14 protein-coding genes are annotated in these 14,128 nt (G+C 41.4%); 8 read left to right on the top strand and 6 right to left on the bottom strand.

Going from position 1 to position 14,128, the window contains the following annotated elements; translation table 11 throughout:
* The first annotated feature begins 4 nt into the window (after positions 1-4).
* Positions 5-280 (top strand): ATP-dependent Clp protease adaptor ClpS, encoded by a 276-nt coding sequence (locus EGM47_RS05595; RefSeq protein WP_124980337.1) that lies wholly within the window; start codon positions 5-7, stop codon positions 278-280.
* A 71-nt stretch (positions 281-351) separates the two neighbouring features.
* Here the strand turns inward: EGM47_RS05595 and EGM47_RS05590 are convergent, their stop codons facing one another.
* Positions 352-1,032, bottom strand: a complete 681-nt coding sequence (locus EGM47_RS05590; RefSeq protein ID WP_124979814.1) for a M24 family metallopeptidase — start codon at positions 1,030-1,032, stop codon at positions 352-354.
* Positions 1,033-1,220: 188 nt separating this feature from the next.
* On the opposite strand from EGM47_RS05590, the gene EGM47_RS05585 reads away from it, so the two are divergent.
* From EGM47_RS05585 to EGM47_RS05570, 4 genes are read left to right on the top strand one after another with little or no spacing between them, the layout of a single operon-like run.
* Positions 1,221-1,904, top strand: coding sequence for a TetR/AcrR family transcriptional regulator (locus EGM47_RS05585; RefSeq protein ID WP_124979813.1), 684 nt, complete (start codon positions 1,221-1,223; stop codon positions 1,902-1,904).
* Complete coding sequence (locus EGM47_RS05580) at positions 1,894-3,570, top strand: peptidase domain-containing ABC transporter (RefSeq protein WP_124979812.1); 1,677 nt, start codon at positions 1,894-1,896, stop codon at positions 3,568-3,570. The genes EGM47_RS05585 and EGM47_RS05580 overlap by 11 nt, the downstream gene beginning before the upstream one ends.
* Positions 3,571-3,574: 4 nt before the next feature.
* On the top strand, positions 3,575-4,933 hold the full coding sequence (locus EGM47_RS05575) for an HlyD family secretion protein (RefSeq protein ID WP_124979811.1): 1,359 nt from the start codon (positions 3,575-3,577) through the stop codon (positions 4,931-4,933).
* The gene (locus EGM47_RS05570) at positions 4,917-6,416 is read left to right on the top strand and encodes a TolC family protein (protein ID WP_124979810.1); all 1,500 of its coding nucleotides are present in this window, start codon (positions 4,917-4,919) and stop codon (positions 6,414-6,416) included. Before EGM47_RS05575 ends, EGM47_RS05570 begins: the two co-directional genes overlap by 17 nt.
* A gap of 26 nt (positions 6,417-6,442) precedes the next feature.
* On the opposite strand, the gene rluF is transcribed toward EGM47_RS05570, so the two are convergent.
* On the bottom strand, positions 6,443-7,171 hold the full coding sequence (gene rluF, locus EGM47_RS05565) for a 23S rRNA pseudouridine(2604) synthase RluF (protein ID WP_124979809.1): 729 nt from the start codon (positions 7,169-7,171) through the stop codon (positions 6,443-6,445).
* Between the two features lie 170 nt (positions 7,172-7,341).
* Here rluF and EGM47_RS05560 point away from each other — a divergent pair, with 170 nt between their 5' ends.
* The gene (locus tag EGM47_RS05560) at positions 7,342-7,788 is read left to right on the top strand and encodes a hypothetical protein (RefSeq protein WP_124979808.1); all 447 of its coding nucleotides are present in this window, start codon (positions 7,342-7,344) and stop codon (positions 7,786-7,788) included.
* Between the two features lie 55 nt (positions 7,789-7,843).
* On the opposite strand, the gene EGM47_RS05555 is transcribed toward EGM47_RS05560, so the two are convergent.
* The 4 genes from EGM47_RS05555 to EGM47_RS05540 form a co-directional block, all read right to left on the bottom strand.
* Positions 7,844-8,311 carry a DinB family protein gene (locus EGM47_RS05555; protein ID WP_164510826.1) on the bottom strand — a complete coding sequence of 156 codons (468 nt, stop codon included), beginning with the start codon at positions 8,309-8,311 and terminating at the stop codon, positions 7,844-7,846.
* 9 nt (positions 8,312-8,320) lie between these two features.
* On the bottom strand, positions 8,321-8,773 hold the full coding sequence (locus EGM47_RS05550) for a transcription elongation factor (RefSeq protein ID WP_124979806.1): 453 nt from the start codon (positions 8,771-8,773) through the stop codon (positions 8,321-8,323).
* A 103-nt stretch (positions 8,774-8,876) separates the two neighbouring features.
* Positions 8,877-9,854, bottom strand: coding sequence for a fasciclin domain-containing protein (locus EGM47_RS05545; RefSeq protein WP_124979805.1), 978 nt, complete (start codon positions 9,852-9,854; stop codon positions 8,877-8,879).
* A gap of 261 nt (positions 9,855-10,115) precedes the next feature.
* On the bottom strand, positions 10,116-11,087 hold the full coding sequence (locus EGM47_RS05540) for a fasciclin domain-containing protein (RefSeq protein WP_124979804.1): 972 nt from the start codon (positions 11,085-11,087) through the stop codon (positions 10,116-10,118).
* 164 nt (positions 11,088-11,251) lie between these two features.
* Between EGM47_RS05540 and mnmA the strand changes: the two genes are divergently transcribed.
* The gene (gene mnmA / locus EGM47_RS05535) at positions 11,252-12,448 is read left to right on the top strand and encodes a tRNA 2-thiouridine(34) synthase MnmA (RefSeq protein ID WP_124980336.1); all 1,197 of its coding nucleotides are present in this window, start codon (positions 11,252-11,254) and stop codon (positions 12,446-12,448) included.
* Between the two features lie 10 nt (positions 12,449-12,458).
* Positions 12,459-14,036 (top strand): S8 family peptidase, encoded by a 1,578-nt coding sequence (locus EGM47_RS05530; RefSeq protein WP_206052124.1) that lies wholly within the window; start codon positions 12,459-12,461, stop codon positions 14,034-14,036.
* Positions 14,037-14,128: the final 92 nt, after the last annotated feature.

Raw genomic sequence — 14,128 nt, 5'->3', positions numbered from 1 at the left:
GAAGATGAACGTACAGGAACAGGTATTGCCAGAACTTGATCTGGAAACCCTGGAAAAAAAAGAAAATAAGATTGTACTCTATAATGATGAGGTGAATACTTTTGACCACGTCATTGATATGTTGGTTGCCACTTGCGACCACACTCCCATTCAGGCAGAGCAATGCATGCTTATTGTGCATTACAAAGGTAAATGCAATGTGAAATCAGGGGAGTACGACGACCTTAAGCCAAGATGCACCGCTCTTTTGGAAGCTGGACTTACGGCCGAGATCGAATAACGCTTTTGCTTTCCCTTATATTCTTCGGAATATTAACTTAAGATGCCCGTTAAACTGGGCATTTTTTTTGCCTAATGTTTTACTGCCAATTGCTCAAAAAAGGAGCCCACCTTCAGCTCACGATCGACCAAATGAATTTCAATAATCCAAAAACGCTGATTGCCCGAGGTATCCAGCTGATTCATAGAAATATGATTTTCTGGATGGATATAGTTGGTCTTGTCCTCTTTATCCAATTTCTCATGCGGAAATGAACCGATCAAATGTCCAGCAATCGGACCGCCAAATTCCCAACCATTGTTTTGGGCAAGTTCAGTGCAGAAGGCATATAATTGAGCGCCAGTAATAGTAGGATTTTTCAAGAAATATTGATTGGCTTCATGCCATAAACGCTCACTGTCATGAGCCAATTTAATTTTAATCGGATCATCTCCCAATACATATGTTCTGCCGAAGTCAGCTTCCCAATGGTCAAAAATGGGTCCAAAATCCAAGAAAACGATATCATCCTGCTTCAGGGTGAGGTTAGGCGGATTGACATCATAAGGATGGAGAGTATTGCTTCCAGCTCTGACAATGCGTTTATGCCAATACTTCTCTATACCAAACAATTCTTTGGCGAGATCAAACACGCTGGTGTTGATCTCTTTTTCGGTCAAACCTGGTCTAATAAGACCACGGCTCTGAATTACCCTAAAAAGCTCAGCGGCCTTTTCTTCGGCCGAGAGTAAGGCCTTTAATTGATCCTGCATAAAACAAAATTACAATGCTTTATTCATAACAAGCCTTAAATCTAGGGCTCATTTTGTCTTGACTTTCTTCTCTTTTCATTTAAAAGAACTTAACAATATCCCCTTAAAACTAAAATATGCGTTAAATAATACTAATACATTTATTTAATGATAGTAATACTATTATATTTGATCTTCATCCCATCGCTATGGATACATTACTCAAGAATTTAAAAGTAGAAATTAACGATAAGTTATTTCTTAAGGATCCTGAAACGACAGAGCTGGGAAAGCGGATCGTAGGTCACAGTATTTTGATGATCCATGAGATGGGTTTTGAGCAATTTACCTTTAAAAAGTTGGGTAAAGCCATTCATTCGAATGAGAGTTCGATCTACCGATACTTTGAAAATAAACACAAACTATTGCTTTACCTCACGTCTTGGTATTGGAGCTGGTTGGAATATCACCTTGTTCTGGGAACGCTGCCTTTGTCGGATCCAGAAGCCAGATTAAAAAAGGCTATCATTATAGTTACAGACGAGATATCCCAAGACTCCAGTTTTGACCATATCAATGAATCTGTTTTAAATAAAATTGTTGTAGCCGAATATTCTAAATCCTACTTGACCAAAGAGGTGGATTTGGAGAATAAACAAGGCTATTTTGCAGTGTATAAGCGATTGGTGCTGCGTATCAGAGATATGATTGTCGAAGTCAACAAAGATTACCTGTATCCAGCCTCCTTAAGTAGTATGATCATTGAAGGAGCCTTGCACCAGCATTTCTTAAAAGAACATTTTACGGCCATTACGGATTGTGATCTTACCACGACACCCACGACTTATTTTCTCAACCTGATTGACCAACTACTGCTTACCTATGAAAGATAAGAACCAAAACATATTAACCGCATGGCAACGATTGATGCGCATGTTGGAATTGGATAAATCAGATATCCGACAGATTTTCTACTACGCGATATTTGCTGGTGTAGTTGGGCTTTCTCTTCCGTTGGGTATCCAGGCCATTATCAATCTGATCCAGGGGGCACAAATCAGCACTTCATGGATTCTGTTGGTCGCATTGGTTACACTGGGAGTTGCTTTTGGTGGTGTCCTTCAGATTATGCAGATACGTATCACAGAAAACATCCAGCAAAAGATTTTTACCAGATCCTCCTTTGATTTTGCCTTTAGATTTCCCAAAATCAAGATGAGCGAGTTAAGATCAACCTACCCGCCTGAGCTGGCCAACAGATTCTTTGATACGCTCACGATTCAAAAGAGTCTTTCCAAACTGCTGGTAGATTATCCAACGGCTCTATTACAAATCATCTTAGGCCTGATGTTGCTCGCGTTTTATCATCCATTTTTTATCGTGTATGGTATCGTACTATTGATTATTGCTTATATATTTTTTAAGTACACTGCAGAAAAAGGTTTAAAGACCAGTTTATTGGAGTCCAAGAGCAAGTATAAAGTGGCACACTGGCTACAAGAAGTAGCTAGATCACTTGTTAGCTTTAAGTTATCGGGAATAACCAATCATGCCACAGAGAAGAATGACCGTCTGACGCTGGAATATTTAGATTACAGGGAACAGCATTTCAAAGTCCTGATCAGGCAGGCGATTCAATTGATTAGTTTTAAGGTATTGATCACCGGGGGGCTGTTAATAATCGGTGGTTTATTGGTATTGAGTCAGGAAATGAATATCGGACAGTTTGTCGCGGCAGAATTGATCATTTTGATAATTATTGGCGCGGTGGAGAAAGTAATTTCAGGCTTGGAAGCATTTTATGATATGTTGACCTCGCTTGAAAAATTGGGGCAAGTTGTTGATAAGGAATTGGAACCACAATCTGGAGAGCATCCGTTCCAACGTGATGAAAACTTCAGTGTGGAATTGGATCAAGTCAGCTTTTCAGTCCCTAATCGTACCCAACCCATTCTAGACAATATTTCCCTACGTATATCAGAAACCTGTAGCATTTTAGTCAATGGATCAAACGGTAGTGGGAAGGCCACGCTACTGCGATTGATTGCGGGAATCATCGAGCCTACAAGAGGGAATATCTATATCAACAATTCGGACCTACGCGGACTTGATCTCAATTACTATCGTGCCAATTTGGGTCAATCCCTGACAGAAGAATCACCCTTTGAAGGAACATTGAGAGACAATATCACCTTTGGCGATCCAGAAGTGGATGATGAGCGTATTTACTGGGCACTTGAAAAGGTAGGTCTAAACAATTTCCTCAAGCGATTACCCAATGGATTGGAAACCATCATTTTCCCAGAAGGTAAACAGCTGAGCTATACCGTAGGTAAAAAGATTGTTTTGGCCCGTAGTATTGTCAGGTATCCCAAAATGTTGATCCTAAAGGATCCGCTGGATCAGTTTGATGAATCAGAATCTGTGCGCATCATGGATTTTCTTACCGATCCAGTCAACGGATGGTCTCTAGTGGTAGTGAGCCAGAACGATGCCTGGAAAGAAAGATGTGGCCGATTGGTTACCTTGGAAAATGGAAAAATAATTATAGACCAGTAACATTATGTTGAATATTTCTAAAAATACACTTTCTGAGCAGCTCGACATCATGAACTTTGATGCTGGTCGTCGCGTCATGAAAAGACGCCATTATAGGCTTTTCAATAGGTTTTTAGGAGGTTTTGCCATCTTTAGTATCGTATTGATGTTTTTTCCATGGACCCAAACCGTGATATCCAATGGAAATGTAACCACCCTTACCCCAGCGCAGCGACCGCTAACGCTTCAATCTCCTATTGCTGGTAGAATTGAGCAATGGTATGTTCGTGAAGGTGATCAGGTAAAGCGAGGAGATACGGTACTCAGGATCAGCGAGGTCAAGAGTGAGTATTTTGATCCCAACCTGGTGGCTAGGACAGATCAGCAAATCGAGGCCAAATCCCGCAGTGTACAGTCTTATGAGCAAAAGGTCCAAGCTTTGGGCAGCCAGATTGCTGCATTGTCTCAGGAGCAACAATTAAAGTTGGAGCAGGCCAGAAATAAATTGATCCAATCCAGACTCAAGGTCAAAAGCGACAGTATAGATTTAGAAGCGGCAAGAACAGACTATGACATTGCTCAAACCAGATTGACACGTTTTAGCACCTTGGAAGCCGAAGGTTTTAAATCGACTACCGAAGTGGAAGAAAAAAAGCTAAACGCCAGAAATGCGCAAGCCAAAGTGATTTCTCAAGAGCAAAAGTTGCTACAAGCCAAAAATGAAGTGATCAATGCCGAGATAGAGCTCAATCGAATCAGACAGGAATATGCTGAAAAGATGTCTAAAGCCCGTAGCGACCAGCTCAGCGCTGAGTCAGGACAATTGGAAACAGAAGCAGCAGTCAGCAAATTACAATCAGATAGAACCAATTATCAGATCCGTAATGACATGTATTTTGTTACGGCTCCCCAAGATGGTTTTATCAATAAAGCGATCAAGGCTGGGATTGGAGAAACTTTTAAAGATGGAGAACCATTGGTCAATATTATGCCAGTGAATTATGACCTTGCCGTAGAAACCTTTGTAGAGCCACTAGATCTACCTCTGATGCATGTAGGAGAAGATGTGCGGGTACGATTTGATGGATGGCCTGCTATTGTTTTTTCCGGGTGGCCTAACGCTTCCTACGGTACTTATGGAGCCAAGGTTGTAGCGGTGGAAACCTTCATCAGTAACAATGGGAAATACCGAATTCTACTGGCGCCTAATGAGCAACTGGAACCATGGCCTGATGCTCTTCGACCTGGATCTGGTGCACGTACGATAGCACTGTTGGAGGATGTGCCCGTATGGTACGAATTATGGCGTAAACTAAATGGATTCCCTCCCAATTATTATCAGCCAGATAATCAAAATCAGTCTTCAGATGCCAACAAGAAATAACATATTATGTTTTCTTTTCCTTTGTGTTTGTCCATGGACAGCTGTTTCTGCATATACGGTGGTAGATAAGAGTGCGGTATCTGTCGAATTTCGCTTTAAGCGAAAACTAAATGTTCAGAATTCTGCGCTTCAACAACCGATAGATACCACAATTTTAAGTCTCAAAGAATATTTGGGGTATGTCAAAAAGCACCATCCCATTGTCAAACAGGCTGGATTAATCCTAGAAGAAGGTCAGGCGCAATTGCTAAAAGCAAGGGGAGGTTTTGATCCAAAAATTGAGGTGGATTATGACCGAAAGGATTTTAAAGGAACTGAATATTATGACGAACTTAGAGGGGCTTTTAAGATACCGACTTGGTACGGTGTCGAATTCAAAGCGGGTGCAGAACGCAATGAAGGTGAATTTCTAGATCCATCACTCACCGTTCCTGAAGACGGACTTTACAGTGTTGGAGTCGGTGTCCAACTAGGGCAAGGACTGTGGATTAACGAGCGTATGGCGACCTTGCGTAAAGCAAAATTTTTCCGTCAACAAACCCAATCTGAACGTGATCTATTGGTCAATGCCATACTCACCGATGCCACCCAGGTCTATTTTGAATGGTGGCGGGCGGCTCAGGAGCAGGTGTTGTATACAGATATTCTTGAAAATGCCAGGGAACGATTGAGAGGAGTGAAATTGGGAGTAGAAACTGGAGACAAGGCTGTCATAGATAGTGTAGAAGCGAGGATAGCGGTTAAATCAAGGTTATTGGGTGCTGAGCAGGCGAGAATTATGTTTGTTAAGAAAAAACTTGAACTAGCCAATTACTTATGGCTCGATGGTGTACCTGTGGAATTGGCCAGTCAGGTTTATCCGCAGGAAAACCTTGCAGATGAAATAGACGCGGCTTTAGAAATTATGGGACAATCCCTGGATCTTTTTAATGTGGAGAACCATCCTAAAATTCTGGCACTCCAATTAAAAATGGACCAATTGGAGGTGGATCGCCAACTTAAGGCCAATAAATTACTGCCTAAAATTGAAGCGAGATATGATGCTATTTCACCTGAATGGGACCAAAGCAATTCCTTTAATTTGGACAATTACAAGGCTGGACTTAATTTTTCTATGCCCTTATTTTTGAGAAAGGAAAGAGGAGATCTTCAATTGGCCAAAATAAAATTGCGAGACGCTGAATACGATATTCTGGCTACTTCCCTGGCGATTGAAAACAAAATCAAAGCCGTCTTCAATGAGATTGATTCTTATCAAGTACAGCTGGAGATTTCAGACGAAATAGTTGATGATTCTCAATTGATGCTCATCGCCGAAGAACGTAAATTTGAATTGGGGGACAGCTCTCTGTTTCTTATTAATTCCAGGGAATCTAAACTGATCGAAAACAGCTTAAAACAACTAGAGGTCATGATGAAGCTCTTTGGAGCGAAAGTGGCGCTTTTCAACAGCCTGGCAACAGTCCCTGAGAATTTGGATTAGCCATTAGCGCATTCTACTCCTTTGTTTTAGTCATAGGTTTTGGCACTGTCGTCGGTAAGTCTGCGCAACTCATTTAATTCTTCAGTGGTTAGCTCCCTGTAGGTCCCATGGGGGATATCCAAACTCACATTCATAATTCTGATGCGTTTGAGTTTGGTCACTCTATAATCCAGGTATTCACACATACGTCGTATCTGTCGATTTAATCCTTGCGTCAACACTATCCTAAAAGTTTTACGACCGATCTGTTCTACCTCGCATTCTCTGGTGACGGTGTCCAAAATAGGTATTCCGCTAGACATGCGTTGTATAAAGCGTGCGGTAATACTGCGATCTACCGTTACTATATACTCTTTTTCATGGTTGTTTCTGGCCCGCAGGATTTTATTGACGATATCACCGTCATTGGTTAAAAAGATCAAGCCCTCACTCATTTTATCTAATCTACCAATAGGAAAAATTCGGGTTGGATAATTAATGTAGTCAATGATATTGTCTTTTTCTACTCGGGTATCAGTAGTACAAACGATACCTACAGGTTTGTTAAAGGCTAAATAGACCGGCTTTTCCTTTTTTTTACTGATGGTTTCGCCATCGACGGCCACTTCATCATTAGGCATTACCTTGGTGCCCATTTCAGGTACTTTTCCGTTGATGGTTACCCGTTCTTGTTCAATCAACTTATCGGCAGCGCGTCTTGAACAAAACCCTTGTTCACTTAGATATTTGTTGATGCGTATTCCCTGATTTTCCATGTTGCAAAGGTAGCAGGATTGCCTAGAATCTTGAAGTTATCCAGTTTTTGAAAAAGTCAATGATGATCCAATTTGTTTTCAAACTCCAATTCACAGTCAAATCTTGTAACAAAAACTATTTTTGTGCTACACATCAAGTGTTATCAATCAACTTATAAAATTGTATTACCATGAATGAAACTACTCCAGATTCAGCGCCAAAGTCCTATTATTATCCGCCAACCGATAATCTGGATACGTTAGGCACGCTCTTTTTAGTAAAGGGAATTTTGACTTTGTTAGTTTCGTTCTTTTTCTTGATTTACGCAGCAATGGGAACTATGGTTACAAGTTTCCCTCATGTTGAAGGTTCAGGAATGCCTACGGACTTTGGGATGATTTTTGTCACCATCGGAGTGGTTGGAATTGTTGTTTGTGTCACACTAGCCATCCTACATTTCATGGTGCGCAAGTATATCAAAGAACGCAGCCATTATACCTTCATATTTGCCATGGCGATTGTTAGCTGCCTGACCGGAATCTTAGGAATTTTGCTGGGGATTTTTACTTTAATTGACTTGAACAAGCCACATGTCAAGGAGCAGTTTGGTCAATTACCTCCCAGACAAAATTATTGATCCTAGCTGATTAAAGGACATTTGAAATACTCTTGATTGGATTGGCAGGAAACAATTATAGAGAAGCCTTTCGGATGTCTCTTATGATTTTTAAATGATGATGGGTGTGAATACCCATAAATTTAATGGCCTTTAGCTTTTTCATGGAGCCAAACAAGGGATGCTTAAAATGGGCGTCATCTGGTAAATGAGAAAGACTGGACACTGAATCATCTACTGCATTCCAAAGCTTAAGAAGTTCTTCTTTACTCATTAATTTCTTAGGCACAGTTGGTTTTGGGGCTCTACCTTTTCCTCTAGGAATCCAACCGGTAGTCATGATGATCCATTTTAAGATACTGCGACGCGGTGCATAATCAATTGGTTGAGATTCGGTCATCATCTGAATAATTCCTTCCAAAACTTTTAGGCTATGTTGGATATGCCAGTAAATGTCCTGCTGGGATACCTGCTCCACCTTTAGGTTTCCTTCCAGTACTTCATTTTTTAAATCTTTTAATTCTCGTTGCAAGGGTGTGGACATCATCATCGGTTAGCAGATTTCAAGTATTTTTTCTTCTTGCCCATTCCAATTGAAAGTTTCTTGGGCTGATTTATGAGCAATGAGTTGGCCCAAAGGGGACTGAATAGAAATGGCAAAACAATTCATCTCAGGAATTTGTAATTTCCCCCATCCAGCGCTGATATAAAAATATCCCTTGGATAAATGGACTAATGCGCCATCAACGACACGATCGTTCTTTGCCAAGGGCTTCAGTTGCTGAAACCTGGCCAATTCTGCTTTTGCCGACGCTTGTTGCCTCAACAGCATTTCTTCTTCCTGATGGATCATTGCACGCCCAGTCTCGTACTTGTCACCTGCACTACTTTTTGTCTCATTGGTTTTGGCCTTCATTAATTCGTTCAAGCTATTCTTGATCTGAGATAACCGCTCATCGAGCAACTGCAGGCAATGTAAATGAATCTTGTTTTTAAGCTCAGACATGGTATCCATTGACAGGTTTGATTGTAAAGGATGAAGATAGGGCATAAAAACAACAGTCCCGTCAATGACGGGACTGTAAAATTAAAATGAAATTTATCCAATGTTAGGGTCTAAGGACAAAGTCAATAGCGTGAATTACACCATTGATGGCGGTTACATTAGTAGCCACAACAGTAGTTTCAGTTCCAGTTCCATCAGTAATGACTACTCCGTTACTGGTTGAAATGGTAAAGGTTCCTTGAGTAATAGGATCAACAGTTTGTCCATCCATGATATCTTCTGCTCTAACTGCAGCACCACTTACGACATGATACAATAGAATATCAGACAAGTTAGGCAATGCCAATACATCATTGATATTGTTGAGTCCATCGTTAGGATCTGCAGCAATTAAATTTTGAAATGAAGCGTTAGTTGGCGCAAAAACAGTAAAAGGAGCTGGGATAGCAGCACTTGTACTTGTTTCTGCTAATGCACCGGCTAAATTTTCTTGGGTTACTGCGGTAACCAAGTTCCCAAAATTAGGATTTGCAACAGCAAGATCAACTACTGTAGGCAGGGCAATTACATCATTTACAACATGGACTACACCATTGTCTACATCAATATCAACCTGATTGGTATCTACCTCAGATGAATTCACGGTGACTCCATTTTGAAGGTTGATAAAGGCATCAAGATTGTTTCCGTCAGCATCCGTAGCAGAAGTTTTTACGTATCCTTGTGTCAACATCGTGCTGCGAACTTCAGTATCCAACACATGATTTAATAGAGTGTTTCTCAACACATCTACTGGAACGTCATTTAAACTGGCAAAGTTATTGTCACTTAAAAACGCCTGAAAAGCTGCATTTGTAGGAGCAAAAACTGTAAAGTTTCCACTACCGTCTAATGTTGTACGCAATCCAGCTGCATCAATGGCTTGACCTAGTATTGAAAAATTGGCATTGGTTTGGGTTAGATCATAGGCAGAGTTTCCTGGATCTGGAGATGTAAAATCATCATCACTGTCACATGACAAAATACTTCCGCTCAGAGTGAGGAGCAGGATAAATAGGGGAAATTTGATTAACTTTTTCATAACGGTTATTTTTTTTATTGATGTAAATAAACAAAATGAATAAGCTTTACCTGTCTAACTTTAAGTTAAATGAAATGAACATCTGTTAAATTTAACCTTTATTTAGCAACTGGCGCTGAGGGAGTTAAATAAATAACATATCCTGTCTGTTGGATTTTTGATGAACTTAAAACCCGTAATGATTCGATTGAAAGCGGCCTGTGAATTGGAGCGTGAAATGTATCATGGTCAACCAGGTCGCGTATAGAAATGATTCTTTGATTAGGGAAGCATCACCAAATCAATATAGTGTAATATTCCATTACTGGCAGTCACGTCAGTTGAGGTGATATTAATGGCCCTACCGCTGGCATCTGTTATTACAGTCCCGGTTGAAGTATTTATTAGAAACGTACCCGGAGCGATGGGATCAATAATAATTCCATCGGTAATGTCAGAAGAGCGCAGTCTTGGACTAGGTTTGACATGGTATAGTAATATATCGGTAAGTGTGGTGAGGTCAAGTACATCTTGAATACTGTTTAATCCGTCCATCGGATCCTCGTCTATCAATGCCTGAAAAGCATCATTTGTAGGAGCAAAGAGGGTAAATGGCCCCTGCATGCTTCCATCCGTGGTGGCCAGGCTATTATCTAGCCCTTGTTGTACTAAAGCCGTATTCAAATTGGAAAACTCTGTAGCATTGGCTGCTACAAACTGATCCAGCGTAGGAAGTTCTAACACTGCATCTAACAAGTGAATCACTCCGTTATCTACGGTTATGTCATTGTTTTGTGGATCTACAGTAGCATAGCCATTAAGAGTTATACCTGCGTCAGAGGCAAAATACAAATCCATGAGTTCGCCCTGTCCATCCGTGCCCAAGGTTTTAACGAATCCAGTAGTGAGAAGTTCAGTGGTAAAAACACCATTCAATTGGTGATACCTTAATATGTCTCGTAACATTCCAATCGGGACTTCCTGTATTGTGGCATAACCATTTGCCGTCAAGAATTGATTGAAAGCAGCATTGGTAGGCGCAAAAACCGTTAACTGATTCGGGTTGTCCAGGGTAGCGTCTAGTCCCGTCAAATCCAATACTTCCTTCAGCACACTCAAGTTGGGATCCTCGGCTATAATATCATAAGCCATGTTGTCGCTGGGCAGCAAATTGCCGTTGTCATCTGCATCTTCACAAGAGAATAAACACAGCGTAACAACAAGACAGGAAAATATTAATAGGAATTTTTTCATGGATAAGCTTTCTTTTTCTTTATAGCCCTACAAATAAACGAAAAAATCCGCGGGCTTAGTATGCTTATCTCGTCCAAATCATGATAGTCGGAAAAGGTGGTCCCATAGATAAAATCGAATTGCACCAAATTATAATTCAACTGGCGAAATCGTATTTTTGCACCATGGCAAAAGTTGTGGTAGGGCTTTCTGGAGGCGTTGATTCCAGCGTAGCTGCATACCTGCTCAAAACGCAGGGACACGAAGTGATCGGTCTTTTTATGAAGAATTGGCACGATGATTCGGTGACCATTAGTGATGAATGTCCGTGGCTGGAGGACTCCAATGACGCTATGTTGGTGGCCGACAAATTGGGTATTCCCTTCCAAACCGTTGATCTTAGTGCCCAATATAAGGACCGAATCGTCGATTATATGTTTGACGAATATGCCAAAGGACGAACACCCAACCCTGATGTGCTCTGTAACCGTGAAATTAAGTTTGATGTATTTATGGACATCGCCTTAGACCTGGGAGCTGACTTTGTGGCTACTGGACACTATTGCCAGAAATCTACAAGTATTATTGAAGGACAGGAGGTTCACCATTTAATTTCTGGCGCAGATCCCAATAAAGACCAGAGTTACTTTCTTTGTCAGGTCTCTCAAGATCAACTGGCCAAGACACTTTTTCCCATCGGCCACCTTCAAAAACCCGAGGTAAGGGAAATCGCGGCTGAACAAGGTTTGATCACTGCTGGAAAAAAAGACTCACAAGGTTTATGTTTTATCGGGAAAGTAAGACTACCTGATTTTTTACAGCAGCAACTGAAGCCTAAAATCGGGGACATTATAGAAATCAGTCCGGAAGTGAGCCTTGAAAAGTTACGGGAGCCGGTTAGCCTTCAGGGTAGGACTTTGACTGGCGAGTTATCTTCGCTTTCGCGAAAGCGAACTTACCAAGCTTCTGAAGGAAAAAAAGTAGGTACGCATCAAGGTGCTCATTATTTTACCAGAGGACAACGCAAAGGCTTGGCCGTAGGAGGTACGCCTGAACCTTTATTCGTCATAGAGACCGATGTCGACACGAATACTATTTATGTAGGACAGGGCAAAAGCCACCCTGGACTGTATCGCAGGGGCTTGTTTGTGGATGAGAGCGAAGTGCATTGGATCAGAGAAGATTTGGCCTTAGCGGTGGGAAATGAAATGAAAGTACAGGCCAGGATTAGGTACCGTCAGCAACTCGTATCAGCTGTAATTCATAGGGTTGAAACTGGATTATATGTCATTTTTGAACAAGAGCAAAGTGCTATTTCTCCAGGTCAATTTGTCGCTTGGTATCTACATGAGGAATGTTTGGGATCTGGCGTAATTGCTTAAATTGCAATTCATGAGACTATTAGGAATGTTTATGATCTTGTGTGTAAGTCACTCCCTTATGGCTCAGGATTTTCATGCCTTGGTTTATTTCAATGATAAACCCAATGTGGCCTCATTGCTCGCACAGCCACTGCAAATCATGACACAACGTGCTTTGGACCGTAAAAACAGGCATGGTATACCTATTGACTTTAGAGATGTACCGATGAATCAGTCTTATGTCAATCAGGTGAAAATTCAGCCTGGAATAGCTTATAAAGCGCAGTCCAAATGGTTCAACTGTGTACATGTAAGCGGGAATCCGCTGGATATTGATGCACTGGCTCAGTTGACTTTTGTGTCGGGTATTCAATATTTCGACCCGACAAAAGCTGTCCAAATGCAACAGGTAGATAAATTACACAGAACGGTAACTACTCCACTGTCCTATGGTACCGCCCGTAATCAAATCGAGATGCTCGGACTGGATCATCTACACAACCTCGGTCATACAGGTAGTGGTATGTTGATTGCCGTTACAGACTCTGGCTTTCCTAACGTGGATCAGAATCCAGGTTTTGCCCAATTACGGAATAACAATGGATTGGCTGGCGGCTGGGATTTTGTGGATAAAAACAATCAAATTTATGATGATCATTTTCACGGGTCCAGGGTGCTGAGTGTGATGGCAGGAAATGACCCTGGCAACTTTGAAGGTTCAGCCCCAGATGCGCAATATCTTTTATACAGAACCGAAGAAGCAGCTCAAGAGACACCAGCCGAAATGTCTTATTGGGTGCAAGCCGCCGAGCGAGCTGATTCCTTGGGAGTAGATGTTATCAATGTTTCTTTGGGATATTTGAATTTTGACAATAACGCAGAAAGCCTGAATTACCAAGATATGAACGGTCAAACGGCCTTTATTTCCTTAGGAGCCAATACAGCCTCTGAAAAAGGTATGATGGTGGTGGTAAGTGCCGGAAACTCTGGAAATAGCAGTTCGCATCCTTACGTTGCGGCTCCAGCAGATGCTCTAGGAGCAATAGCCATCGGATCTGTTAATTCCAATAGCAGTAGGTCTTCCTTTTCCAGTATAGGCCCGACGGCAGATAACCGTTTGCGTCCTGAAGTCATGGCTCAGGGCGGTGGAACAGCTAGTATTGATGAAAGCGGTAACCTCGTTAGTTCAAGTGGTACCTCTTTCAGTGCTCCGCTCATCAGTGGGTCTATAGCTTGCCTCATGCAAGCCTACCCATCTTTAATTCCAGATCAGATCAGACAAGCCGTAAGGGAAAGCGCGGATCAATTTCTCACTCCAGATCAACAATTAGGATATGGCATACCAGACTTTGGAAATGCTTTTATAACTCTTTCAGAAAATAGTACGAGTATATCTGATCATATTTACGTGCTGGAGAACCGGTTGTTTTATGATTTCGCTCAAGGCGAAAATGCCTATGATCTTCTATTGTATAACCTTCAAGGTCAACAAATACTTCAAAAAAAGCTAGACAACAAAGGCCAGATTGATCTGCCGGCTCTGAGCGCAGGGATTTATTTGTGCCGTATTCCTCAATTGCAAAAGACCTGGAAAATTTTGTTCCGATAGCGAAATAACGCAATTAATATTTCACCTGCTAACGGTTGCTAATCAATGATGGGTGAAATTATGCGCTGAGCAATGGGGATATTAAATTTTCG

This window comes from Nonlabens xiamenensis, from assembly GCF_003865345.1.
Classification (GTDB): Bacteria; Bacteroidota; Bacteroidia; order Flavobacteriales; family Flavobacteriaceae; genus Nonlabens; species Nonlabens xiamenensis.
Note: the sequence above shows the minus strand (reverse complement) of the source record. Positions and strands in the feature narration are given on the sequence as shown.

Excerpts from the sequence above, each read along its gene's own strand:
- EGM47_RS05575 (WP_124979811.1), top strand. The coding sequence starts at position 3,575 with ATGTTGAATATTTCTAAAAATACACTTTCTGAGCAGCTCGACATCATG.
- EGM47_RS05595 (WP_124980337.1), top strand. The coding sequence starts at position 5 with ATGAACGTACAGGAACAGGTATTGCCAGAACTTGATCTGGAAACCCTG.
- EGM47_RS05590 (WP_124979814.1), bottom strand. The coding sequence starts at position 1,032 with ATGCAGGATCAATTAAAGGCCTTACTCTCGGCCGAAGAAAAGGCCGCT.
- EGM47_RS05585 (WP_124979813.1), top strand. The coding sequence starts at position 1,221 with ATGGATACATTACTCAAGAATTTAAAAGTAGAAATTAACGATAAGTTA.
- EGM47_RS05530 (WP_206052124.1), top strand. The coding sequence starts at position 12,459 with ATGAGACTATTAGGAATGTTTATGATCTTGTGTGTAAGTCACTCCCTT.
- EGM47_RS05550 (WP_124979806.1), bottom strand. The coding sequence starts at position 8,773 with ATGTCTGAGCTTAAAAACAAGATTCATTTACATTGCCTGCAGTTGCTC.
- rluF (WP_124979809.1), bottom strand. The coding sequence starts at position 7,171 with ATGGAAAATCAGGGAATACGCATCAACAAATATCTAAGTGAACAAGGG.
- EGM47_RS05555 (WP_164510826.1), bottom strand. The coding sequence starts at position 8,311 with ATGTCCACACCCTTGCAACGAGAATTAAAAGATTTAAAAAATGAAGTA.
- EGM47_RS05580 (WP_124979812.1), top strand. The coding sequence starts at position 1,894 with ATGAAAGATAAGAACCAAAACATATTAACCGCATGGCAACGATTGATG.
- mnmA (WP_124980336.1), top strand. The coding sequence starts at position 11,252 with ATGGCAAAAGTTGTGGTAGGGCTTTCTGGAGGCGTTGATTCCAGCGTA.
- EGM47_RS05570 (WP_124979810.1), top strand. The coding sequence starts at position 4,917 with ATGCCAACAAGAAATAACATATTATGTTTTCTTTTCCTTTGTGTTTGT.
- EGM47_RS05560 (WP_124979808.1), top strand. The coding sequence starts at position 7,342 with ATGAATGAAACTACTCCAGATTCAGCGCCAAAGTCCTATTATTATCCG.
- EGM47_RS05540 (WP_124979804.1), bottom strand. The coding sequence starts at position 11,087 with ATGAAAAAATTCCTATTAATATTTTCCTGTCTTGTTGTTACGCTGTGT.
- EGM47_RS05545 (WP_124979805.1), bottom strand. The coding sequence starts at position 9,854 with ATGAAAAAGTTAATCAAATTTCCCCTATTTATCCTGCTCCTCACTCTG.